This window comes from Actinomycetota bacterium (assembly GCA_035536535.1).
In the GTDB taxonomy this organism is placed as follows: domain Bacteria; phylum Actinomycetota; class JAICYB01; order JAICYB01; family JAICYB01; genus DATLNZ01.
Genome location: DATLNZ010000012.1, coordinates 1 through 23,133, shown reverse-complemented (window position 1 = coordinate 23,133; position 23,133 = coordinate 1). Strand labels below are relative to the sequence as shown.

The following is a 23,133-nucleotide window of genomic DNA, read 5'->3' as shown; positions in this document are numbered from 1 at the left end:
CATGTCCCTGGAGGACTCCACCAGGTTCGCCGGTCTGGCAAGGGTCCTGGCGCCCGGTGACCTCACCAATGTGGTGTCGCGGGGTACTTCGCGCATGATGGACGGGCAGAGCGTGGTCCTTCTCGACGAACAGGCGTTCGCCCTGTTCCGGGACGTAGGGGGCGACGGCGTAGCCGACGGCGACTCGGTACGTCCGACCCCCACTCTCAGCCCGACGGCGACACCCGGGCCGACACCCGCGCCCGCACCCACTCCAAGCGCTCCGACACCGTCGTCGCCGAGCCCCAGTCCCACATCGACGTTCCCCGTTTGATGCAAGCCCCAGCGAAGGAGGAACTAGTCATTATGGGCCAGTTCCCCCGGGGGCCCCTGCCTCGTTGGAAAGGTCAAGGAGGCTGGTGAAATGCCTGATCGAGTGCGACGACTGATTGGCCGCGGCAGCAGCGCGGACGCCCTTCAGAGGGCGCTAGAGTCGGTCGAGCACGCCCGCGAGCAGGGAACTCAGGCCGAACAGGCCCACCTTCAGGCGGCTCGCGATCTGGACCCTGAGACTCGCGGTCTGTTGGCGCTGGCCATGGGTCTTCAACAGGCGAGCGCCGTCCCGGTCGCCCCGGAGTTCGAGGCGTCGCTGGAGCGCCGGCTCCGCGAATCTGCCGCCGGCGTCGTGTCGCTGGATTCGGCGCGCCTCAGCCGTACCCCCGCTCGTCGCTGGAGCGGCTCATTGGTGGCCGCCGCGGCCTGCATCGTTCTCGTGGTAGGTCTGGTTGCCGGGAGTTCCGGCAGCCTGCCGGGCGACGGGCTCTACCCGGTCAAGAGGGCGGGGGAGGCACTGCAGGTCGGAGTCCGGGGGGGCACGGGTGAGGCCTTGTACCGGCTGAACCTCGCGGAGACTCGCCTGGAGGAGGCGGAGGGCCTTCTCGACCGGTCCCGCGACAGAGCGCTTGCCGCATCGGCCCACTCAGGACAGCTCGCTGCCGCAGCGAACCGCCCCGATGCGAGAACCTCCCGTCTTATCAAGCGCCTTCTCGAGGAAGCCCAGCGGGAGATCAGCCTGGCGGCCAGCGTCCTGATCCTGGCCAAGGACCCCCTGATCCTCGAGCGGCTCGTTGAGGTCGCCCGGGAAGGGCAGGAGACAGTCGCACGCGTTGCGCAGACCCTTTCGATTCCGGCCCTTTCGGGCAAGCCGATCAGCGACACGGTCCAGACTCTGCAGGGCATAGCCGTCAAGGCCGAGGAGGCTCGGATGCGCATCACTGAGGCCCCTGCGCCGACCGCCACTCCCTGCCCCACACCTGAGCCGACGCCGACACCGGTCGCGACCCCGAGCCCCTCACCGACACCTGCTCCCAAGGGGTCACCGTCGCCGACGCCCCGCCCGACACCGACACCTGTGCCGACGCCTACGCCGGCTCCCACTCCTTGCCCTGATGCAACCGCGGAACCGACCCCTGCGGCCACTACCGCCCCGACGGAGGCGCCCACCCCTGAACCTCAGCCGACGCCGACGCCGGAGCGCGAGACCCCCGAGCCGGAGCCGACGCAGCAGCCTCAGCCGAGCAGCAGCCCACAGAGCCAGGAGCAGGACCAGGAGGCCGATAGCTCGCAGGCGAGTTGCTCCCTGCTCCAGCGGCTGTTCGCCGGCTGCTAGCTCAGTAGGGGCGGAACTCGCGGCCGAACATCTCTCTGGCGACGACCGCTTTGGCAATCTCTGCCGTGCCATCGCCGATCTCGAGGCCGATAACGTCCCGGAGTCTCTGCGCCACAGCCACCTCGTCTGAGTAGCCCATGTGCCCGTGGAAAAGGAGGGCTTGGTGGATCGCCTCAACCGAAGCCCTGGGAGCCCACCATTTGGACATGTTCGCCTCGATCGTGTGCGGCAAACCGGCATCGTTGAGCCACAGAGCCTTGTATGCAAGAAGCCTGGCCGCCTCGACATAGGTCGAGTGCTCCACGAGCGGGAAAGAAACACCCTGGTTGAGGATCACGGGCCTCCCGAAGGCTTGCCGCTGCTTGGTGTATGCGATGGCTTCGGCGAGCGACTCGCGGGCCGCTCCGAGGCACATGAGCGCGATGAGGGCGCGCGAGTAGTCGAATGCCTTCATCACGAGTGCGAACCCCTGCCCCTCCTCCCCCAGCCGGTTCGCCACGGGTACCTCCACCCCGTCGAACGCGAGCGCAGCCCTGCCGATCGCCCTGGTCCCGAGGTCGGAGAACACCTGGCGGGCAATCCCGGGCGTGGACAGGTCCACCATCAGTGCGGTGATGCCGGCCGGAGCACGCGCGAAGAGGACGCACACGTCGGCGGTCTCGCCCAGCGACACCGAGGTCTTCTCCCCGGTGAGGACGTACGTGTCGTCGTGACGGTCCGCTCGCATCGCCAGCCTTCGCGCGTCCGATCCCGCCTCCGGCTCGGTCAGTGCGAGGGCGGGAATCGACCTGCCGGAGGCAATAGGCTCGAGCCACTGGGCCCGCTGCTGGTCGGTTGCCCCCAACTGGATGCACTCGCCGACCAGCGTGGGCATCAAGACCAGGTAGCCCGCCGAGAAGTCCGCCGCGGACACCTCCTCGCACGCGATGCCGGTGGTGACGCAGTCGGCCCCCTGTCCGCCGGAGCCGGGGTCCAGCCGGATTCCAACCAGTCCGACCTCGGCCATGGCCTGGTAGACGTCCCTGGGCAGAGAGCCTGCTTTGTCCCATTCGGAGGAGTGGGGGCGAAGCTCGCGGCGGGAGAAGTCCCGCACGAAGTCGCGGAATGCCTCCTGTTCGGGAGTGAACATAAAGTCCATGAGCGGTCATTGTAGGGACGTCGCCGCGGCCGGAGTCAGGCAGGTGGACGCGGAACGGGGGCCCAGGGAGTGCCCCGGCGGGGGTTTCGGGCGTTTGTAATTGTGGCTGTCCAAATCGCGAAGGGCTGGCAATGAGTGGCGGATCGTTGGTGAAACGCCTGCTGGGGGCTTCGGCGTCGCTTGCCGTGGTCTCGGCGGTGGTGGTGCTGCCTGCTCCTGCCGCCGTGGCCGTACCGGCAATCACCTTCGGAGCTGACTGCCCTGAGCCCCCCACACCCGGCCCCGACCCAACGCCGACGCCTCAGCCCGATCCCCCGCCGGCTCCCGTGCCCGAATGCACGCCCCGAACGGGACAGGTGCTGCGGGGAACGCACAACGTCAGGTTTTCGGTCGACTCGGGTGGCACCGTCGCCAGGCTTCGGCGAGTGGAGGTCCATCTGATCCGCGAGGACGTCGAGCCGCCCCCGACCTCGGGCCTGGCCAAGGTGTTCGACTTTCCCGATTTCAGCAGCGCGCCTTCCTCCGGCACGTACACGGTCACCTGGGACACCGACGCCGCGACGCCCTTCAACGGCAAGTACACGTTCGAGGTGCGGGCCGAGAACCACTCGCCCGACTCGACAAGGGCGACACGCAACCGCAAGGGCATTCTCGTGGACAACTTCCCGGAGGTCCCGGCGCGACCCACCGTCGTCACGGCCACCACCAAGGGGGTGACGGTCGAGTGGAAGCCCGCTCCCGAACCGGACTTCGAATCCTTCACCCTGTACAGAGCCAAGGGCGAGGGTCCGGATGACCCGCCCAGGTCTTCCGACTACGAGCCGATCCTGGACACAAAGCGCAACAGCCACCTCGATGAGGTGAAACCGGGGTCCTACTGGTACAAGGTGCAGGTGACCCGGCGAAGCGTTGTGACCCCGGAATCAGGCATCAGTTCCGTGCTATCCGAACGTTCCGCCAAGGCGGGAACCGTGGTGGAGCCGACGCCTGCGCCGTCGCTCACGCCCACCCCCGTCCCCCTCGCCTCCGCGACCCCGGAGCCCAAACGGGGACAGCCTGTCGTCGTGCGCAACAAGAAGCCGCCCGTGCCGGACGCGCCTTTCTCGACCATCCTGCCATTCGACAACAAGGAGTTCCCCGGCCCCCAGGAGACCGATGTCCTGGTCGAGCCCGAGCAGGCCGCTCCGCCGCCGACCCCCGAGGCGCGCCGGCGCAAGACCGCCTTGCCCGCGGCGATCGGCGTGTTCATGGTTTCGGCGTGGGCCGTGCTGACCCGCAGCCGGGTCTTCCTGTAGCGGGTCTCGCGGTGACCGGGTGCCGCAGGGCACGGTGAACGAGCGCGCCGCGGAGCTTCTGGCGTTGTCATGGAGGGGAAGCGGCGGCCTCGTGCCGCGCGGTCCGCGGTGGCTGCTGGGATGGGGTCCCGCGGATGCGCAGGACGTCCGGCGGCACACGGGCTTTGACCCCGATGACGACGGGGGCGTATGGCGGCTGCAGCTCGGAGGGCGCTTTCTGCAGTCCGGGGGCCTGGTGTACCCGGGTGGGATCCCGTTCCCCGATGACCTCGCCGGCGAGGTGGCGGTGGTGTCCAACGAGGTGTGGCTGTACGTGGACGCCGCGCAATCGATGGTCGGCCACTACTGGTGGCCGGAGGCGGTCCGCAAACCCGTCGCTTCCCCTCCCCGGGCCGACTTCCGCGACCGGGACCTAATCACCCTGGACGAGGCGCGCGTCCGCCTGGGGATGAAGCTGCCTCTGGGCCCCGGTTGGGAGCCCGGCCCGGCCGTGCGGATGCCGGGGGGCGGCGTCCTGGTCATGCTCGCCTGCGGCCGTGTTCCGGACCCGGTCAACGAAATGCTCCTGTACGAGTACGGCGGGCTCAGCCTCAGGGCGACTCCGTCGTCACGGGCGCCTGAGCTCGACGAGCTGGTCGCCGCCGCGTCCCCGCCCTTCAGGCGTGTGTCCGTGGACGGGCTGCCCGCTGCCGGCAGGGAATGCGGACGTACGCTCGGCCCCCACACCTGGCCCTGGCCGGCGGAGCTGATCTGGTGGGACGACGGCGTGACCTACGAGATGAAGGGTGCCGTGGGACTCGACGTCCTTCAGTCCACCGCCGCCGGCTCGGGCTGACTCAGGCCGGCCATCCTCCTCAGGGGGCCGTGTCCGCCGTGACGCCGGTTGCGAGAAGCGAGAGGACCAGCACTGCTCCGGGCTTGTTCAGGTACTGGTTCCAGTTGCCGCACTTCGGCGACTGGACGCAGGACGGACAGCCCGTCGCGCAGGGGCAGTGGCTGACGTGGTCGCGGGTCGCCCCGACATGCTCTGCTGCGACGGCGAACGCGTGGTCGGTGATGCCGGCGCCGCCGGGGTACCCGTCGTACAGGAAAATCGTGGGCAGTCCCGTGTCGGCGTGCAGGTACGTGGACAGCCCTCCGATGTCCCATCTGTCGCACATCGCGAACACCGGCAGGAGTCCGATGCATGCGTGTTCGGCCGCATGCAGCGAGCTGAGCGCCACCTCCAGGTCCGGGCGGATCGGTTCCAGGCAGTCGAGCAGCCGGCTCTCCGGGATCGTGTACCAGACCGACCTCGTGACCAGCGTCTGCGGGGGAAGCTCCAGATCGGCGATCTCGATGACCTCCCCGTCCGGAAGCCGCTTGCGCTGGTAGCCGGTCACGCGGTCAGTGACGCGGACGCTGCCTGTGTACAGGCCGGCGTCGCCGAGGGTGGACGAGCGGTCCACAGAAAGGACCTCCAGGTCGTGGTCCACGCGCGCCTGGGTGTACTCGTTGCGGGGGGCCGGTGACACTAGAGCCACGCGGTCCTCCGGCACGAGCTGCGTCACCCGGTAGGTCTCCCCCTGGTGAAGGTAGACGGCGCCGGGGTGGGTGTCGGTGAAGGCCCTGGCCGAGTCGACGGACCCGACGAGCCGGCCTGTCGTCGACTCCACGATCCGGTACGGACGTCCACCGGCGGCGCGGATGTCCACGTCGGGGGCGGGAGGACGTCCGGCCGACCAGAACAACCTGTCCCGGCGTTCCCGCAGCTCCCCCGACTCCACCATCGACGCCCCGACTTCGTCGCACGCCGGGCCGAACAGGTCCACGTCGTGTGGGTCCAGCGGCCGTTCATAGGCGGCGCAGCCCAGATGAGGGCGCAGGACGTGGGGGTTGTCCGGGTTCACGAGGGCCGCTTCGTGAGGCTTGGAGAAGAACTGGTCGGAGTGCTGGACGTAGAACTGGTCCAGGGGTTCGTCCTGTGGGACCACGAACGCGACGGAGGTTTGGCCGGCACGTCCGGCGCGTCCGGCCTGCTGGCGGGCCGAGGCGACCGTTCCGGGGAACCCGTTGAGCACGACCCCGTCGAGGTGGCCGATGTCCACACCCAGCTCGAGGGCGTTGGTGGCCGACACGCCGACGTAGCGTCCTTCCTGAAGCCCCTGTTCGATGTCGCGCCTTTCGGACGACAGGTACCCGGCCCGGTAGGCCGCGATTGCCGGCGACACGTGGTCCGGCAGCCTGTCCGAGGCGTAGCGGGCCACAAGCTCCGCCGCGATCCGGCTCTTGGAGAACGCCAGTGACTTCGCCCCGTGCGCCACAAGCTCGGACAGCAGCACGGCCGCTTCGAAGTTGGACGACCTCCGCCGTCCGTCCTTGGATTCGTCCAGCGGGGGGTTCCAGAAAATGAAGTGTCTTTCCCCGGCGGGCGCCCCGTCGCCGGTGACCTCGCCGACCTCCAGGCCCGTGAGCGCCGAGGCGTGCTGTCCTGGGTTGCCTATGGTGGCCGACGCGAGCGCGAACACCGGCTCGGCCCCCATGTGGCGCGCCAGGCGCCGGAGCCTCCTGAGCACCAGGGCGACGTGGGAGCCGAAAATCCCGCGAAGCACGTGCGCCTCGTCGATCACGACCAGGCGCAGGGAGCGCAGAAACCGCATCCAGCGCGCGTGGTTCGGAAGAATCCCGACGTGGAGCATGTCCGGATTGGTCAGCACGAGGTTCGCTTCACGGCGGATGGCGCCCCGCACGTGGCTCGGCGTGTCCCCGTCGTAGATGTCGGCCACGACCTGCGGCAAACCGAACCGGGCCACCTGGCGCAACTGGTCCTGCGCCAGGGCCTTGGTCGGGCACAGGTAGAGCACAGTTCCGCCCGATAGGGCGGCTTCGAACGCGGGGACGTGGTAGCACAGCGTCTTACCGGACGCGGTGCCGGTGGCCACAATGGTGTGCCGGCCGCGAAGCAAACGGTCGATGGCCTGGGCCTGGTGCGAGTACAGGCGCAGGATCCCCGCTGCGTCGAGAGCGGAGGCCACCTGGGGGTGCAGCTGCGCCGACAGGGTCCCGAACACGGCCTCGCGCGGGGGGAGGGTGCGCCGGACCGCGACCTGGCCTTCGTAATCCTCGCGGGACATCAGTTCCTCGACGAACGTCCCGGCCTCCACGGGCGGTCTACAGCATCCCGTCGTCGCGGAAGTTCTGGAGCATGGGTCCGGCCTCGGGCGCAAGGAACGCCACGCTGGCACCCCCGGCCGACCCGGGGACCGCCGGCAGCGCCGCGTTGGCCATCGCCCCGGAGTGGATGCCGAGCCCCAGTTTCGCCAGTTTCACCAGGTCCTTGACCGGTACGTCCGTGTGCACGTGTGCCCGGAAGGCCTTGAGCCAGCGCAGCAGGCTCTTGGGGTCGCGCGTCCCGGACTGGAACGACGCGAGTGCCGCCTGGAGCATGGTCCCCTGGTTGAGGGTCCGGCCGAAGTCCCCCCCGGGGATGCCGTATCGCACCCGTGCGAAAGCCAGCGCGTCGACTCCGCCCATGCGCCGCGGCCCCGCGGCGGGGAAGTTCGCTCCGGACAGCGGCTCGGTTATCGGGTAGGGGACCGTGACCTCGAGGCCCCCCAGGTCGTCCACAAGCTTGCGGAAGCGCGTGAACTCCGTGAGGGCCCAGTAGTGGATAGGCACCCCCGCCATCTTCGAGACGGCCTCGACGAGCCTGTTGATCCCGCCGTGCTGCAGCGCGCTGTTGATCCTGCCGGGCCCCTGGCCGGGGATGTCCACCTGGACGTCCCTGGGGATGCCGAGGATGGTGCCCCGCATAGCGGACGTGTTCAGCGAGATCAGGTGCAGACTGTCCGCCCGGCCCCTCTCCGGGTCCCCCTCGCGGACGTCGCTTCCCACCACGAGGACGAACAGGGGGTTGACCTGGAAGGGGTCCGAGTGCGCCGCCGCGGCGGTCCTGTGCAGCTCGAAGACGGGAGCCGGAGAAGGCGACGGCGTCGCCGACGGTGCTCCCAGGAGCCCCGCCGAGACGAGGGCCACGGTAGCGAGGCGTCCGTGCGCGATCCTGCTGCTCAAGGCATCCACCTGGCTAGGGCGACCGCTCGGGGCGCCGGAGCCTTTGCCGACGGCGGAGGTACTTCCCGCTCCGCGGTGAGCTGGACGTCAAAGCCGCCCAGCCGCCAGCCCTGGTCGGTCCGGATGCAGTACAGCTGGCCCGCCTGCCTCAAACGCAGGGGCCGGACCGCGGTCCCTGCGACCGGCACGCTGCCCGTCCCGGTGAATTCGACCTCCAGGAGAGCCGTCACGCCACGGTCCTGCTCGGTCAGGACCATCCCGGCAAACGAGACCCTGCCGTCCCGGACCGTAGCGTCGCCGGAGGCGAAGGCGGTGCGGCCGGAGGCGAATGCCGGCTGGGCCTCCTGCGTCACCAGCTCCGCCGGATCCGGACGAGGTACCGGCGTCGGAGGCGGACCGGTCCGCTTGGCCGCCGTCGCAGCCGGCGGGGGAAGGGGTGGAAGGAACGCACGCTGGTAGAGGTCGGTCAGCAGCGCCGAGAGCTCGCTGGTCTGGATGTCCCTGACCGCGTCGGTGGTTCCCTCCAGCACTCCCAGCGGCTCGCGGGCGGTCGCGGGGATGGCCGGCTGAGGGGTCGGCCGGGGCCGTTGCGGGCCGTCCTCCGGTCGGAGGCCGAGAAGGGCCGCCACGGTCACGAGACCGACCACGGAAGCTATCGCGTAGGCTCGCCGGCTTTCGCTGAGCGCGCGGAGCTGGGTCGTCGCTGGCCTCCGTTGTGCGTCGTGTAGAATCCCGACGGCCCTAGGAGCGGGCGTTGTTCATACCTGCTCCCAACCCCGTTCACCGAGGAGGAATCCGAAGGATGTCTGAGGCGAAAACACTCGACATAGAACTGAGCCGGTTCGACATTACCTCACTGTGGATCATCCTCGTGATCTCGCTGCTCGCTCTGGCGTTCGCCTGGTACCTCGTCCGCCAGGTTCTGGCCAAGGACGAGGGAACGGAGACGATGCAGGAGATCTCGCTGGCGATCCGCGAGGGGGCCCGGGCCTACCTGGCCCGGCAGTTCAAGACGCTGAGGGTGTTCGTGGCCCTGCTCACTCTGATCCTGCTGGCCCTGCCCGCACCGGACCTGGGCATCAAGATAGCCAGGTCGATTGCGTTCGTCGCCGGCGCCGGCTTCTCGGCCCTCACCGGGTACGTGGGGATGTCCCTGGCGGTGAGGGCGAACGTGCGGGTCGCGTCCGCCGCCCGGCGCAGCTACCGGGAGGCCATGACGATCGCGTTCCGCGCAGGCGGCGTGGCGGGAATGTTCACGGTCGGGCTCGGCCTCCTGGGCGCGACCGCGATCTTCCTCGGCTACCAGGGCGGAGCACCGCAGGTCCTCGTCGGGTTCGGCTTCGGCGGGGCCCTGCTGGCGATGTTCATGCGGGTCGGTGGGGGGATCTTCACCAAGGCGGCCGACGTCGGCGCCGACCTGGTCGGGAAGGTCGAGCAGAACATCCCCGAGGACGACCCGCGCAACGCCGCAGTCATCGCGGACAACGTGGGCGACAACGTCGGCGACTGCGCCGGAATGGCCGCGGACCTGTTCGAGTCCTACGAGGTGACTCTCGTCGCGTCGTTGATCCTGGGCTTCTTCGCTTTCGGCGGCGGCAACAACCCGCGCCAGGCGGCGATCGGTGTGATGTTCCCGCTGTTCGTGCGCGCGATCGGCGTCATCACGTCGATGATCGGGATTCAGATGGTGCGCCCGCGCAGCGAGGACGAGTACGGGATGAAGTCCATCAACCGGGGCTTCTTCGTATCCGGTGCCATCTCCGCCGTTGCGGTGATGGTCGTCGCGCACCTGTATGTGGGAGACCTGCGCGTCGGCTGGGCCGTGATCTTCGGCCTCCTGCTGTCCGCTGCGATCCAGGTCCTGACCGAGCACTACACCTCGACGAAGCGCAAGCCCGTCCAGGAGATCGCGGCGTCAACGCAGACCGGACCGGCGACCACGATCCTGTCCGGGTTTTCGGTCGGCCTCGAGTCGACGGTCTACTCGATCCTGGTCATCGCCGCGGCGATCGCGGCCGCGTTCTTCCTCGGCGGCGGAGACGTGAACTTCGCCCTGTACTCCATCGCTCTGACCGGCATGGGAATGCTCACGACGGTCGGCGTCATCGTGTCCATGGACACCTACGGCCCCATCTCCGACAACGCCCACGGCATCGCGGAGATGTCCGGAGGGCTCGGGGGCCGGGCCGACGAGATCATGGCGAACCTGGACGCCGTTGGGAACACAACCAAGGCGATCACCAAGGGAATGGCCATCGCGACCGCGGTCATCGCCGCGACCTCGCTGTTCGGGTCGTTCCGTGACACGGTCCGGGACGTGACGGGCCGGGTGTTCTCGATCCCTATTGACGAGCCCCTCGTGCTGGTCGGCCTGCTGATCGGGGGAGCCGTCCCGTTCATGTTCTCGGCTCTGACGATCCGAGCCGTCGAGCGCGCCGCGGCCCGCGTGGTCCACGAGGTCAGAAGGCAGTTCCGGGAGCACCCCGGGATCATGAACCGTACGGAGAAGCCGGACTATGCCCGCGTCGTGGACATCGTGACCGGCGACTCGCTGCGCGAGCTGGCTACACCGGGCCTGCTCGCCGTCCTCACTCCGATCGCGGTCGGTTTCGCCCTGGGCGCCGCTCCCCTGGGCGCCTTTCTGGCCGGCGTGATCCTCACCGGGCAGCTGCTGGCGGTTCAGCTCTCCAATGCCGGCGGCGCCTGGGACAACGCCAAGAAGCTGATCGAGGAGGGCCACTACGGAGGCAAGGGGTCGGACGCCCACAAGGCGAGCGTCATCGGCGACACCGTCGGAGATCCGTTCAAGGACACGGCGGGTCCGGCCCTGAACCCTCTGATCAAGGTCATGAACCTGGTCGCCCTGCTCATTGCCGGGCAGGTGGTCCACTTCAACGACGACCCGGCGGTCCGCGCGTTGGTGGCCGGTGTGGCCGTGGTCGGGATCGTGGTCGCGGTCGCGGTCTCCAAGGCCCGCAAGTCGGGGATCCTGGAGGTGGAACCGCCGGCTCCCGGCGCCCGCCCGACGGGGGCCCCCGAGGGGGCGACGCAGCCTCCTCAGCCCGCACCTACGGGCGCCGCGACTGCTGCCGGGACGCTGCAGCAGGGGTCACCGGCAGCCTCCGTCCCGGTTCCGGCACCCGCGCAACACGCCCCTGTGGTCCAGCCACCCCCGGCCCCCGCAGCCCCGGCGCAGCACACGCCCGCGGTGCAGCCTCCCCCGGCCCCCGTGACTCCCGTCCAGGGGGCTCCGTCGGGTCCGGCGAGCGTGCCGCCTCCGGGGCAGGGTCCGGCGGACGGACGGGGCGGCCAGGGGCTGACACCCTCGCCCGAGGACGCGGTGGGCTCCGACGACAGCTGACCCCGGGCCCCCACCGGGGGGTTGAGGAACGGCTTTGCCCGAAGGCTTGCTGATCGGGGGGGTGCTTGCGCTCCTTCTGGTGGCGGTCGTCGTGGTCCGGCCGGGCCGGCGCTCGGGGCGGGAGGTCGACGCGCACATAGCCGAGCGCGCCGCCGAGGCCACCGAGGAGATGATCTTCCGGAAGATCCTCGTGCCCACCGTCGGGACGCTCACGTCGGACCGCATGGTCTCGCTGGCCTGCAAGCTGGCCAGGCCGGACGATGCGGAGGTGGAGGTGCTCTATGTGGTGGAGGTCCCTATGTCGCTTCCCCCCACCGCGGACCTTCCCGAGGAGACGCGAAAGGCCGGCGAGGCCGTCGCGGAGGCCGGCCTCATCGGCCGGAGCTACGGCGTGCGGATCCGCGGCCGGGTGACAAAGAGCCGGTTCGCCGGCAAGGCCATAGTGGATGTCGCCGAGCGCGAGGGGGCCGACCTCATCGTGATGGGCGGCACGAACAAGCGCTACGGCGAGTGGGGGCGGACCAGCGAGTACGTGTTTCGCAACGCCCCGTGTGACGTGATCCTCGAGAGGACGGGGTCGCGGGTCAAACGACGTAGGCTTGATTGATGCGCTACGTCGTCATCGGCTGCGGAAAGGTCGGCTCTCGCCTCGCCCTCAACCTCGTGGACGACGGTCATGAGGTGGCTGTGGTGGCTGGCAACGTCGACGCGTTCCGCCGGCTGCCCTCGGACTTCGCGGGCTCCCTGGTCGTAGGCAGCGGAGTCGATGAGGACGTTCTGGAAAGGGCCGGAACCAGGGGGGCCGACGCGCTGGCCGCCGTCAGCGAGGACGACAACCTCAACATCATGGCCGCCGAACTGGGCAGGTCGAAGTTCGGGGTACGAAACGTGGTGGCACGCGTTTACGACATCGAACTGGCGGAGTTCTACGCCGGCCAGGGGATAAGGACCGTGTGCCCCACCGTGACCCTGGTAAGCCGCGTCCGCGACGCCCTGGAAAGCGAAAGCTGATGTTCGCCATCATCGTCGGCGGCGGCAAGGTGGGCGAGAGCCTGGCCGCGGCGCTGCTCGACGAAGGCCAGGAGGTCGTCCTGCTCGAGCAGGACCGGTCTCGGCACGCGGTGCTGCTCCAGCGGTTCCCGGAAGCGGCCCTCTACGGCGACGGCACCGAGGTCCGTACGCTTCGCGACGCAGGTGCCGAGCGGGCCGACGCTCTGGTGGCGGCTACCGGTGAGGATCAGGTCAACCTCGTCGTCAGCGAGGTGTCGGCGAAGCTGTTCAAGGTCGCGAACGTCGTGGCGCGGGTCAACGACCCCAAGAACTTCGACCTGTTCCGCCGAGCGGGAGTCGAGCACCCCGTCTCGTCGACGCACCTGCTGATGGCGACCATCCACCAGGAGGTCGAGCCGGGAGATCTGTTCCGGCTGGCCAGTCTCAGGCGCTCGAGCCTGGAGATCGTAGAGGTCTTCATCCCCGACGGGGCGCCTTGCGTGGGCTGCTCGGTGTCGGACATCCCGATGCCGTCGGAGTCGCTGCTGATGGCGCTGCAGAGAAACGGCCGCTGGTCCCATGTCGACCGTGCGGATCAGGTGCGTCCGGGCGACGTGGTTCTGGCGCTCACTCCCGTCGGGGGGGAGGGGCCGCTGAGGGAGTCGCTCTGCGGCAGATGACCGGCCGATCGCCGGGAGAGGCCGTAACCGCGGTCGTCCCCACGCTCGGACGCGAACCACTGATGCTGGGAAGATGCCTGGCATCGATCCCCCCGGACGTCGAGGTCATCGTTGCCATCGACGCCCCCGAAGGAACGCAAGTACCCGGAGCCGGAGACCGTTGTGTGTGGACGGGTGGGGGGGCCGGGTTCAGCGGGACAGCGATGCGTGGGATCGGCCGCGCCAACCGCGAGCTTGTCCTGCTTCTCAACGACGACGCATGGCTCGCGCCGGGCGCCGTGGAGGTGATGGCCGACGCCATGCACCTGGACCCTCTCGTGGCGGGTATCGCCCCGAAGATCAAGTTCGCCTCCTGGCCGGACCTGATCAACTCCGTGGGGTCTGTTCTGTTCGCCGACGGCCGAGCCGACAGCCGCGGCATCGGCCAGCCCGATATCGGCCAGTACGACCGGCCGCGGCGCGTCTTCGGGTGTCACTTCGCGGCGGCCCTGTTGCGGCGGGATCTGTTCGAGGATCACGTCGGACCCTTGGACGTCACATTCGGTTCGTATTACGAGGACGTGGACTGGTGCCTGAGGGCCAATCTCGCCGGCTATCGGTTCCAGACGGCTCCGGACGCGCTGGTCTTTCACGAGCACTCCGCGACAGCCGGGAGGCAACCGGACGACTACGCCTTTGTGAACGCCGAGAGGAACCTGTTGTGGACTGTCGTCAAGGGCTTCGAGTCGTCCCGCGCGGCGGGGGTGGTTACGCGGCGGCTGGTCGCACATGCCCGCAACGTCCTTCTTCAAGGCCCTCATGGTCGGGGAAGCAGGCGGGTCCTCAGGCAGTTCTGGTCGGGGGCTCCCGCGGCGCTCGCGGCCCGGAGGCTCATCCAACGCGCGCGCAAAGTCTGTGACAACGAGGTGCTGGCTCTGTCGGCCGGCGAGAAGATCTGGTTCGACTCGCGGTCGGGTCCGGTGCTGGACGGCAGGTGTCTGCTCGATGCACTGAGTCGCCACCCCGATCACGCCGCGACGGCGGCCGAGTTCGAGCGGTTGCTGGCTGTGGGCGCCGACGGAGACGTCGATTCGCTTTTGCGCGAATCGGCGCCCGCGGCCGGCCAGTACTGGAACCGCCTTCAGTCCCGGGCTGCTCCATGAGGCCGGCGCCGCCCGAGCCGGTGCTTCGCGAGATCACCCGCCGCTCGCATCCCCTGCAGAGGCTCAAGGACCTGTTCAGGTACCGGGACCTGCTCCGTAACTGCGTCCGCAAAGAGCTCAAGGTTCGGTACAAGAACTCGATTTTGGGCTTCTTCTGGTCGATGCTGAACCCGGCGCTGTACCTGGTCGTGTTCTCGGTGGTGTTCACGGTCTTCCTGCGGACGGGCATACCCCAGTTCCCGATCTACCTGCTGTCCGGGCTGCTGGCGTGGAACCTTTTCGCGGCGGCTATGTCGGGCGCTTCAGGCTCGATCGTTTCGAACGCCAACCTCGTGACCAAGGTCTACTTTCCCCGCGAGATTCTGCCGCTGTCCGCGCTGGGCGCGGCACTCATCCACTTCCTGCTGCAGTTCGTCGTCCTGGCGGTGACCGTCTTGGTCCTCCGGTACCCGGTGGACCTCAAGGCCCTGGCTCTGGTCCCGCTGGCTCTGGTGGTGGAGGTCCTGGTCCTGACCGGGCTCTGCCTGCTGTGGTCGGCCTGCAACGTCTACTTCCGCGACCTCCAGCACCTTCTCGAACTGCTGCTGCTCGCCTGGTTCTGGCTCACCCCGATCGTCTACCCCGTCTCTCTGGTCTACGACCGCCTTTCGCAGAGCGCGCAGGGAAGGCTTGCGCTCAAGCTCTACCTGGCGAACCCGATGACGTCGGTGGTGATGGCTTTCCAGAGAGGCGTATACGGAAAGGTGTCGGCGCAACGCCCCGATGGGACGGTCCAGAGAATCCTGGTGGACGCGCCTCTCAGCTGGTACCTGTCCAGGCTCGCTTACACGGCCGCTGCCGGGCTGGTCCTCCTGGTTTTCGCGTGGTTTGCATTCAGCCGGCTCGAAGAGGGCTTCGCGGAGGAGATCTAGTTGGCACTGGCGATTGGCGTCCGCGATGTCAGCAAGCGCTTCCGCCTGTACCACGAACGTGCGACTTCGCTGAAGGAGCGGGTCATCGCGTTCCGGCGCCGTTCCTACGAGGAGTTTTGGGCGCTCCGCGACGTCTCTCTGGAGATCCCCAGGGGTGAGACGGTGGGGCTCATCGGCCCGAACGGGTCGGGCAAGTCCACGCTGCTGAAGCTCATAGCCGGGATCCTGCGTCCGACTAGCGGAATCATCGAGACGAGCGGCCGTCTGGCCAGTCTCCTGGAGCTGGGGGCCGGCTTTCATCCAGACCTGACAGGGCGGGAGAACGTGTACATGAACGCCTCAATCCTGGGGCTGTCACGAAAGGAGACCGACCGGTACTTCGACGAGATCGTGGGGTTCTCGGAACTGGAGCAGTTCATCGACATGCAGGTCAAGCACTACTCCAGCGGAATGTACGTCCGGCTCGGGTTCTCGGTCGCCGTCCACGTCGATCCCGAGATCATCCTCATCGACGAGGTCCTCGCGGTGGGCGACGAGCGGTTCCAGGAGAGGTGTCTGGAGAAGATCCGTGGATTTCAGCGCGAGGGCCGGACGATCGTGTTCGTCACGCACGCGGTGGACATGCTGCGGCAGATCTGCAGCCGCGGGATCCTGCTCAACCAGGGCAGGGTCTCCGCCGACGGAAAGCCCAACGAGGTGATCCTGCAGTTTCGCCGAGAGCTGCACGGCGATGCTCCGCTGTCTGATGCGCCCTATGCCGAACATGGGACCGGGGACGTCCGGTTCGAGGAGATCTCGCTGCACGCCCCGGACGGCGCACCCCAGCAGATCTTCCACCCTGGTGAACCGATGGAGCTGCGCGTGAGGATCAACGCTCAGAAGCCGGTCGAGGACCCCCGGGTCGGCATGGCTTTCTACGACACCGCAGGCAGACATCTTTTCGGCACCAACACCGGTTTGCACGAAACGTCGGTGGGGACGCTGCAAGGCTCTGCGACGGCCAGCTTCAAGTTCAGCGCCCTGCCGCTGCTCGAGGGTGCCTATCGGATCACTCTTTCGCTTCACTCACCGGACGAAACAACTCAGTACCACTGGCTCGAGAAGGCCTACGCGTTTCGGGTGGTGAACACCATCTCCACTGCCAGCGGGGGTCCCTTCTACTTTCCTTGCACGGCCACCCTGAGTCGTGACTGACCGGGCTGGGCGCGGTGCTGCGGGGCCGGTCGAGCCCCGCGAGTGGTCGTGTAACGTGGCCGGCAGCCCCCCGAACTCGTGGAGGAACGCGCTTGCCTGAGTCGAGCAGCTCATCTCTCAGCGTCTCCGTGATCGTCGTCAACTACGACGGCAAGGAACTCCTTGACGATTGCGTGGAGTCTCTTCTCAAGCAGGTGTATTCCGGCCCCCTGGAGATCCTGGTCGTCGACAACGGTTCGTCGGACGGCTCGGTCCAGCATCTGAGAGACCGGTGGCCGGAGGTCAAGGTTGAGGCCCTCCCGCGCAACAGAGGGTTTGCGGGAGGCAACAACGCCGGGGTCGAGGCGGCCACCGGCGACGTGATCGCCTTGATCAACAACGATGCTCGCGCGCACCCGACCTGGATTGCCCGCGGGGTCGAGACCCTGCGCTCAGCGATCGACGTCGGAGCTGTCGCATCAAAGATCGTGAGCTCCGACGGCTCGAAGATCGATTATGCGGGCGGGGGCCTGGCGTTTTACGGGCATGGCTTCAACGTAGGGGGCGATCAGCCCGACGAGGGCCAGTACGACCGGCCCGGCGAGACGCTGTTTCCGTCGGGTTGCGCGATGTTCATGCGCCGTCAGCTGTTTCTGGACGTCGGCGGCTTTGATGACGAGTACTTCGCATTCTTCGAAGACGTTGATCTCGGATGGCGGCTCTGGTTGATGGGATACCGCGTGCTGTATGAACCCTCGTCGCTGGTCTATCACCGGCACCACGGAACCGCCAAGCGCTTTGGCTACGAACGGGAACGGTTTCTGCTCGAGCGCAACGCTCTGTACACGATCCTCAAAAACTACGAGGGCGACCATCTCGACAAGGTGGTGGCGGCCTCGCTGTGGCTGACCGTGGAACGCGGCTTCAGTTTCTTCGGCGCCGACAGGGACAAGTACGACCTGGCTCGGAAGCCTGAGGCGTGGACCGGAGAAGACGAGCCGGTGCCTGCTCTGGCCATGGCACACCTGCTGGCGGTCTCAGAGGTAGGACGTCGTCTTCCGGGGGTCTTGGAGAGACGGGCCTTCGTCCAGGACCGCAGGAAGCGTTCGGACCGTGAGATCGCGCCGCTGTTCCGACAGGCTTTGCTACCCAACGACTCGAACAAGTGGTTTTTGCAGCTGTTCGGTTACGTGACGGACGTGTTCGGCATAAAGGACCTGTTCAGGGCAAAGACCAACGTGCTCATCATCACGGCCGACACCATCTCAGCCAAGATGGCCGGTCCCGCGATCAGGGCCTGGGAGATGGCGCGGCACCTGGCTCAGAAGCACGAGGTCCGGATGCTCGTGCACCGCAAGCCGGACCTCAAGCCGGACGGGTTCGAGCTGCACCTGGTCAGCAAGAGCAACCTCGCTCGTCACCTGGACTGGTCCGACATCGTGATCTTCCAGGGCTTCATCCTGTACCTGTATCCGGACGTGGCATCCAGCGGGAAGATCCTCGTGGCGGACATCTATGACCCGTTCCACCTCGAAAGCCTCGAAATGCTGCGTGAGGCCGAGCCCGAGCGGAGGATGGCCATAGCGGGTTCCGATCTGGGGGTGATAAACGAGCAGCTGCGCCAGTGTGACTACTTCATTTGCGCCAGCGACAAGCAGCGGGACTTCTGGCTGGGTCAGCTGGCCGCTCTGGGCAGGGTCAACCCGCACACGTACGACACAGACCCGACCCTTCGTGAGCTCGTCGAGGTGGTTCCGTTCGGCATCCCGCAGAAGTCGCCGGAGCAGACGCGGGGAGTGCTCAAGGGCGTAGTGCCGGGTATCGGTCCCGAGGACCGCGTGATCCTGTGGGGAGGAGGCATCTACAACTGGTTCGATCCCCTGACGGTGATCCGCGCGGTCGACAAACTGCGTGAGCGGCACCCGGAGCTGAAGCTGTTCTTCATGGGTCTGGCGCACCCGAACCCGGATGTTCCGGAGATGCGTATGGCGGTCGAGGCGCGCCGCCTGAGCTCGGATCTGGGGCTCGACGGCAGTCACGTCTTCTTCAACGAGGACTGGGTCGAGTACGCCGACCGTGCCAACTACCTGCTCGAGTCGGACATCGGCGTTTCCTGCCACCATCTGCACGTCGAGACCACGTTTTCGTATCGCACCCGAGTCCTGGACTACTTCTGGGCGGGTCTGCCGGTGATCGCGACGACCGGAGACGCCCTGAGCGAGTTGGTCGAGAGGCGCGGGCTGGGGTTGACGGTCGCGCCAGGAGACGTGGATGGCTTTGCAGAGGCGCTGCGCAGGATGCTCGAGGAGCCATTGCTGGTCGAGGAGTGCAAGCGGAGGATTGCGGAGCTTCGACCCGAACTGACCTGGGCCCGGGTGCTGGATCCACTGGACAGGTTTTGCTCAGAGCCGGTGCGTGCACCTGACAAGCTGGCCGGCTATGCGCTCCCGGGACAACGTCGCGAGGCGGCCAGACGCCGATCGCCCCTTCACCTGGCGAAGAGGGTCGTTCACTACAGGAAACGCGGCGGCTGGAAGCTGGTCAGGCTTCACGTGCGCAACTACATGAGGGGCGTCCGAGCCCCCACGGCGTGACCTCGGACCCGCCCCCGCCCCGGCCTGGGCGCGGGCATCTGCTCCTTATCGGCGTGCTGTGCGCCATCGGTCTGCTCCGGGGCCTTTTCTGGGTTGGCCTGATCGAGGTCTGGGGGCGCGTTGATGAGGCTCACCACTACGCCTATGCCGAGTCCATCGCCACGGGCGACGGGATTCCGGTGGTCGGAAGAGATCGGGTGTCAGTGGACGTCCTCAGGATCGCGCGGAACTCGCCCACTCCGGGGTACAGGTCGTATCCGGTCTCGGAGAGCCCGGATGACCCCAGGTGGGGGCTGTTCAGGGAGCAGTACGAAGCGGTTCAGGGGCCGACCTATTACGTCCTCCTCGGCGTCCCCTACCTGGTGTCGCGGCCCTTCGGTCCCGTGGCATCTGTTTACGGGCTCAGGCTCGCATCGCTTCTGATCTCCCTGACCGCGATTCCACTCGTCTACCTGCTGGCGAGAGAGCTGTTCCCCCGCAGAAGGGCGGTGTGGCTTCTCGCCCCGGCGGTGATGGTCTTCATAAACGGCTACAACGCAAACCTCGCAGCGATCAGCAATGACGCGCTGGCGGTTCCGCTTGCGGCCGCATGCCTTCTCTCGCTGGCGTGGCTACTCCGCCGGGGGCCCGGCCTCCGAATCGCGGCGATCGCCGGGTTTTTGCTGGGTCTGGCCGTCGTGACCAAAACGACTCTGCTGGGACTGTTGCTGATCTCCGTGTTTTCGTTTTTGTGGATGGCGCGCCGCTGGCCCGCACGACGGACTTTTGCGGCCGCTGCTTCATTCGGTGCGGCGGCGGTTTCAGCCGTTGCTCCGTGGCTCGCGTGGAACCTCAGCACCTACGGCGCCTTGAGCGGTGGTGCGGCCTTGAACAAGATCAACGAAGGACTGCAGCCGAAGATTCCCCTGAACCTGGATGGAATCGCGCTTCACTTCGCCAACGCCGGCGGTGGATTCTGGGAGATCCAGGGGACGCGTGCGTCGGGCCTGCTGTTCGGAAAGGCTCTCGAGTGGATAGTGGTGGTCGTGCTGGTGGGCGCATTGATCAGGACGGTCGCTGGACGCGATTGGACCGAATGCCGCGCCCTGTTTTGGTTGGCCGCGAGTGTTCCCGCCTGTTTCGCGGCCATGCTGGGGATCATCTACATCGTGTTCGGGGGCGAGGGCACGGTCGCCGGCAGGCACCTGTACGGCGCGTTTCCGGCGCTTTGTGTCCTCATTGCGGCGGGGCTGCACATCATGCTCGGCCCTCGTTGGTGGATGGCGGGCGCTACGGTTGTGCTGCTGGTGGCGACAGCGCGCGACGCCGCCGTGAGCCGCACTTACGCCGACCTGTTCTACACGGGAGGTCTCGTCCGGCCGAACCTGGCCCCCGTCGTCGAGCAGGCCTGGATCGACTCCTACGAGCCCGTCCAGTCCATCGCCGCCCGCTCCGCATGTCCCGTCCGGGCGGTGGGCCTGTGGTTCGGGGACAAGTCGCCCCGGTCCCTCCTCGTTGATGGTGTGACCTCCAGACGGATTTCCCAAGAGTGGAACGTCGCCATCTTCAGAACCGATCACAAACCGTCCGGCTCATTCTTCATTGACGTCCCGCCGGATGTGGCGATCGGGACGACCTGGTCGGACAGGGACCCACGAGTGCGGTTCGCCCACCGACACGGCGATCCCGCCCTCCGGCTGTACTGCGCGGTGCAGGACCCGGCATCGGTGCGATTCGCGCAGCAGTACGGCCCCCAGCATCCGGATGTACTCACGTACACCTTGGTCAGGACGTGGGGGTGGGTCTGGTCGGGCCTGGTACTGGTCTCCGCTGGTCTGGGCCTCTGGACCAGGCGGATGCGGCGTGTCCTTTCGGAGGCAGCACCCTGAGATCCAGGAGGATCCACGCTCTGGTGCTGGCCGGAGTGTTCCTGGTTGCCGCGACAAGGGGAACGTTTTGGGTCATGACGATCGACGTGTGGAGCCGTCTGGACGAAGCGCAGCACTTCGCCTATGTGGAATCACTCGCGAAAGGCGAGGGCGTCCCGCGGGTGGGCCAAGATCGCGTGTCCGAGGATGTGCTTCTGATTGCCCGTTCTTCGGGGACGAGCGGTCATCGGACGCTTCCGCTCGAGAGTGACCCGCGGGATCCTCGCTGGGGGGCGTTCAGGGAGCAGTACGAGGGAATCCAGGGTCCTGTGTACTACGCGGCCCTGGTGCTCCCCTACCGGGCCTTTCGGCCGCTCGGGCCGCTGGCAGCCGTCTACGCGGTGCGATTTGCCTCCCTGCTGCTGGCGCTGCTCACCATCCCCCTGGTCTATCTGATCGCCAGACTGCTGTTCCCTCGTCACGAGTGGGCCTGGCCCGCTTCAGCGGCGGTCCTTTTGGCGGTGCCGGCATTCACGTCTGCTCCCGCGGCGGTCACCATGATGGATTGGTGATGACACTGGGGGCCGCCACTCTGGCCGCCTGCGCCTGGATCTGGCGCAGTGGCCTCAGCTACCCGCGATCGGCCGTTGCGGGTGTCTGCTTGGGCCTAGCGGTGCTCACGAAGACGACGACGATCGGCTTGGCCCTGGTCGTAGGCATGGTTTTGGCGGGAGCCTGCCTTGCCGCAGCGCCGCGCCGCTGGGGCGCGGTGGCTCGAGCCGCAGTCGCGCCCATGGCGGCGGTGGCGGTCCTGCTGCCGTGGGTCGCGTTCAATCTGTCCACGTACGGCGCCCTGAGTGCCGGTCGAGCCGTGAACGAGATCACGGGGGGAGCTCAGGCCCGTGGAAAGCCGGGCGTCGCCGGTCTCTGGACGCACTTCACGACGGGGTGGCAGAGCTTCTGGGAGTGGCCGGTTGGATCTCGCCCTACGGCTCCGCTGGGCTCGCTTCTGAACCTCGCGGTCGTAGCGGCACTGGCCGGCGCCTGCTTCGTCCTGCTTACGCGGCGCAGGCGCGCGAGCAGCGACTACGAATCCGGGACGCTCAGCTCCCCCCACCGGGAGCCGGGTCGGGCGGAGAAGGCAGAGGCGGGGATCGTTGAGCGCGCGGTGATGAGCGGAGCTGAACCGCGAAGTGATCTGATGCGGGTTATTTGGCTCGCTGCGACGCTGCCGTGCATCTTCGCCGGGCTCATGGGCATCGTGTACCTCGTGTTCAACAATGCCGGGACGATCGTGGGGCGCTACCTGTACGCTGCGCTCCCCGCCTTGGCAGTGCTCATTGCCGTCTCAGCGGCGATTGCACTGGGGCCGAAGTGGGCAACGTTGGCGATCGTGTGGTTGGTCGCGTTGGCGCTCGTGCGGGAGCAGGGAGTCATAACAGGAGCCATGGACGGCTGGTACGCCACGGATCTGCTCTTTCGCGGCCTCGCGCCGCTTGCCGAGCAACCCGTCAATGACGGGTTCGTCGCCCCACGCGCCATTGCCCTTGCCCCGCCCTGCAAGGCGGAAGCCGTGACGATATGGGTCGAGCAGCAGCCGCCGTCTGCAATCGCCATGTCTTCCGGCGCCTCGGCAAGTCTCGACTTCAGCCGGGGCCACGAGGCGGTGTACCGGCTGCCTGGCCCCACGGCACAGGCGTTCGAGCTGCGTCTGCCGCGCAACCTGCGCGTCGGCGCGTCGGTGCGGGAGCCGAGTCCGCATGCGGAGTTCATCGACGGGGAGGGGCATCCGATGATCCGCATCTACTGCCCCGTCGTGAACCCACGTGCCACCAGGTTCTCGCAGACGTTCCCACCGAACCATGTGGGATCGGTCAGCTACGGCTTCGTCAGGTCGTGGGCCGCAGGCTGGGCCATCACCGGGGTGGCAGGGGCAGCAGCCATCACGGCCCTCCACCTGCGGCGCCGCCGCGAGTTTGCGGCATGACCGGAGCGCGGGTGGAGGCTCCGCTTTCGGGCCCCACGGACGAGCCGGCAATGGGTGAGAGCCGGCGTCGTTTCCGCTGGTTCCCCACGATTGTGTTCGCCCTCACGGTGGGCGTGTGGCTGGCCCCGAGTCTCTCCGGGCAGAGGACTTTGGGCGCCGTGGACATGCTCGAGCTCGGCGCGCCTTACCGCGATGCCATCGGGCGCCCGCCTCACGCGGCTTCGCCGATCCACACCGATCAGGCCGAGATGCTCGCCGGACCAGCGGCGTACTTCCGGGAGCTCCGGCAGCCCGACTGGCAGCTGTGGGACAACAAC

At 67.7% G+C, this 23,133-nt stretch carries 20 protein-coding genes; 16 read left to right on the top strand and 4 right to left on the bottom strand.

Annotation, left to right across the window (positions count from 1 at the left end; all coding sequences use genetic code 11):
* Positions 1 to 313 (top strand): hypothetical protein (locus tag VNE62_01035; GenBank protein HVE90874.1); only part of this gene is annotated, 313 nt, incomplete at its 5' end.
* 90 nt (positions 314 to 403) lie between these two features.
* On the top strand, positions 404 to 1,648 hold the full coding sequence (locus VNE62_01030) for a DUF5667 domain-containing protein (protein HVE90873.1): 1,245 nt from the start codon (positions 404 to 406) through the stop codon (positions 1,646 to 1,648).
* Between the two features lies 1 nt (position 1,649).
* Here the strand turns inward: VNE62_01030 and VNE62_01025 are convergent, their stop codons facing one another.
* A complete protein-coding gene (locus VNE62_01025) occupies positions 1,650 to 2,786 on the bottom strand; it encodes an acyl-CoA dehydrogenase family protein (GenBank protein ID HVE90872.1) in 1,137 nt (378 codons plus the stop codon).
* A gap of 149 nt (positions 2,787 to 2,935) precedes the next feature.
* Here VNE62_01025 and VNE62_01020 point away from each other — a divergent pair, with 149 nt between their 5' ends.
* The gene (locus VNE62_01020) at positions 2,936 to 4,081 is read left to right on the top strand and encodes a hypothetical protein (GenBank protein ID HVE90871.1); all 1,146 of its coding nucleotides are present in this window, start codon (positions 2,936 to 2,938) and stop codon (positions 4,079 to 4,081) included.
* Positions 4,082 to 4,100: 19 nt separating this feature from the next.
* On the top strand, positions 4,101 to 4,916 hold the full coding sequence (locus VNE62_01015) for a hypothetical protein (protein ID HVE90870.1): 816 nt from the start codon (positions 4,101 to 4,103) through the stop codon (positions 4,914 to 4,916).
* A gap of 19 nt (positions 4,917 to 4,935) precedes the next feature.
* Here VNE62_01015 and VNE62_01010 read toward each other — a convergent pair whose 3' ends face one another.
* Genes VNE62_01010 through VNE62_01000 form a run of 3 tightly spaced genes read right to left on the bottom strand, consistent with a single transcriptional unit; the run spans position 4,936 to position 8,778 of the window.
* Positions 4,936 to 7,224: a DEAD/DEAH box helicase gene (locus VNE62_01010; GenBank protein HVE90869.1), complete on the bottom strand. Its 2,289-nt coding sequence runs from the start codon at positions 7,222 to 7,224 to the stop codon at positions 4,936 to 4,938.
* Positions 7,225 to 7,231: 7 nt separating this feature from the next.
* Positions 7,232 to 8,131, bottom strand: coding sequence for an LCP family protein (locus VNE62_01005; protein ID HVE90868.1), 900 nt, complete (start codon positions 8,129 to 8,131; stop codon positions 7,232 to 7,234).
* A complete protein-coding gene (locus tag VNE62_01000) occupies positions 8,128 to 8,778 on the bottom strand; it encodes a hypothetical protein (protein HVE90867.1) in 651 nt (216 codons plus the stop codon). Before VNE62_01000 ends, VNE62_01005 begins: the two co-directional genes overlap by 4 nt.
* 155 nt (positions 8,779 to 8,933) lie before the next feature.
* On the opposite strand from VNE62_01000, the gene VNE62_00995 reads away from it, so the two are divergent.
* From VNE62_00995 to VNE62_00940, 12 genes are all read left to right on the top strand, one after another.
* The gene (locus tag VNE62_00995) at positions 8,934 to 11,492 is read left to right on the top strand and encodes a sodium-translocating pyrophosphatase (GenBank protein HVE90866.1); all 2,559 of its coding nucleotides are present in this window, start codon (positions 8,934 to 8,936) and stop codon (positions 11,490 to 11,492) included.
* Between the two features lie 34 nt (positions 11,493 to 11,526).
* The gene (locus VNE62_00990; GenBank protein HVE90865.1) at positions 11,527 to 12,099 is read left to right on the top strand and encodes a universal stress protein; all 573 of its coding nucleotides are present in this window, start codon (positions 11,527 to 11,529) and stop codon (positions 12,097 to 12,099) included.
* A complete protein-coding gene (locus VNE62_00985; GenBank protein HVE90864.1) occupies positions 12,099 to 12,503 on the top strand; it encodes a TrkA family potassium uptake protein in 405 nt (134 codons plus the stop codon). Before VNE62_00990 ends, VNE62_00985 begins: the two co-directional genes overlap by 1 nt.
* On the top strand, positions 12,503 to 13,162 hold the full coding sequence (locus tag VNE62_00980) for a TrkA family potassium uptake protein (protein HVE90863.1): 660 nt from the start codon (positions 12,503 to 12,505) through the stop codon (positions 13,160 to 13,162). The genes VNE62_00985 and VNE62_00980 overlap by 1 nt, the downstream gene beginning before the upstream one ends.
* A complete protein-coding gene (locus VNE62_00975) occupies positions 13,159 to 14,304 on the top strand; it encodes a glycosyltransferase family 2 protein (protein ID HVE90862.1) in 1,146 nt (381 codons plus the stop codon). The genes VNE62_00980 and VNE62_00975 overlap by 4 nt, the downstream gene beginning before the upstream one ends.
* Positions 14,301 to 15,215 carry an ABC transporter permease gene (locus VNE62_00970; GenBank protein ID HVE90861.1) on the top strand — a complete coding sequence of 305 codons (915 nt, stop codon included), beginning with the start codon at positions 14,301 to 14,303 and terminating at the stop codon, positions 15,213 to 15,215. Before VNE62_00975 ends, VNE62_00970 begins: the two co-directional genes overlap by 4 nt.
* Entirely contained in the window at positions 15,216 to 16,409 is a 1,194-nt protein-coding gene (locus tag VNE62_00965) for an ABC transporter ATP-binding protein (protein HVE90860.1), read from the top strand.
* A 92-nt stretch (positions 16,410 to 16,501) separates the two neighbouring features.
* Complete coding sequence (locus VNE62_00960; protein ID HVE90859.1) at positions 16,502 to 18,982, top strand: glycosyltransferase; 2,481 nt, start codon at positions 16,502 to 16,504, stop codon at positions 18,980 to 18,982.
* A 53-nt stretch (positions 18,983 to 19,035) separates the two neighbouring features.
* Positions 19,036 to 20,850: a hypothetical protein gene (locus tag VNE62_00955; GenBank protein ID HVE90858.1), complete on the top strand. Its 1,815-nt coding sequence runs from the start codon at positions 19,036 to 19,038 to the stop codon at positions 20,848 to 20,850.
* A gap of 23 nt (positions 20,851 to 20,873) precedes the next feature.
* Complete coding sequence (locus tag VNE62_00950; protein ID HVE90857.1) at positions 20,874 to 21,401, top strand: hypothetical protein; 528 nt, start codon at positions 20,874 to 20,876, stop codon at positions 21,399 to 21,401.
* Positions 21,395 to 22,816 carry a hypothetical protein gene (locus tag VNE62_00945; GenBank protein HVE90856.1) on the top strand — a complete coding sequence of 474 codons (1,422 nt, stop codon included), beginning with the start codon at positions 21,395 to 21,397 and terminating at the stop codon, positions 22,814 to 22,816. Before VNE62_00950 ends, VNE62_00945 begins: the two co-directional genes overlap by 7 nt.
* The coding region (locus VNE62_00940; protein HVE90855.1) for a hypothetical protein at positions 22,813 to 23,133 on the top strand (321 nt) is incomplete at its 3' end. The genes VNE62_00945 and VNE62_00940, both read left to right, overlap by 4 nt.

Bases quoted from the DNA above. Each gene is read 5' to 3' on its own strand.
- VNE62_00995 (HVE90866.1), top strand. From the start codon at position 8,934: ATGTCTGAGGCGAAAACACTCGACATAGAACTGAGCCGGTTCGACATT.
- VNE62_00975 (HVE90862.1), top strand. From the start codon at position 13,159: ATGACCGGCCGATCGCCGGGAGAGGCCGTAACCGCGGTCGTCCCCACG.
- VNE62_01025 (HVE90872.1), bottom strand. From the start codon at position 2,786: ATGGACTTTATGTTCACTCCCGAACAGGAGGCATTCCGCGACTTCGTG.
- VNE62_00970 (HVE90861.1), top strand. From the start codon at position 14,301: ATGAGGCCGGCGCCGCCCGAGCCGGTGCTTCGCGAGATCACCCGCCGC.
- VNE62_00985 (HVE90864.1), top strand. From the start codon at position 12,099: ATGCGCTACGTCGTCATCGGCTGCGGAAAGGTCGGCTCTCGCCTCGCC.
- VNE62_01030 (HVE90873.1), top strand. From the start codon at position 404: ATGCCTGATCGAGTGCGACGACTGATTGGCCGCGGCAGCAGCGCGGAC.
- VNE62_00980 (HVE90863.1), top strand. From the start codon at position 12,503: ATGTTCGCCATCATCGTCGGCGGCGGCAAGGTGGGCGAGAGCCTGGCC.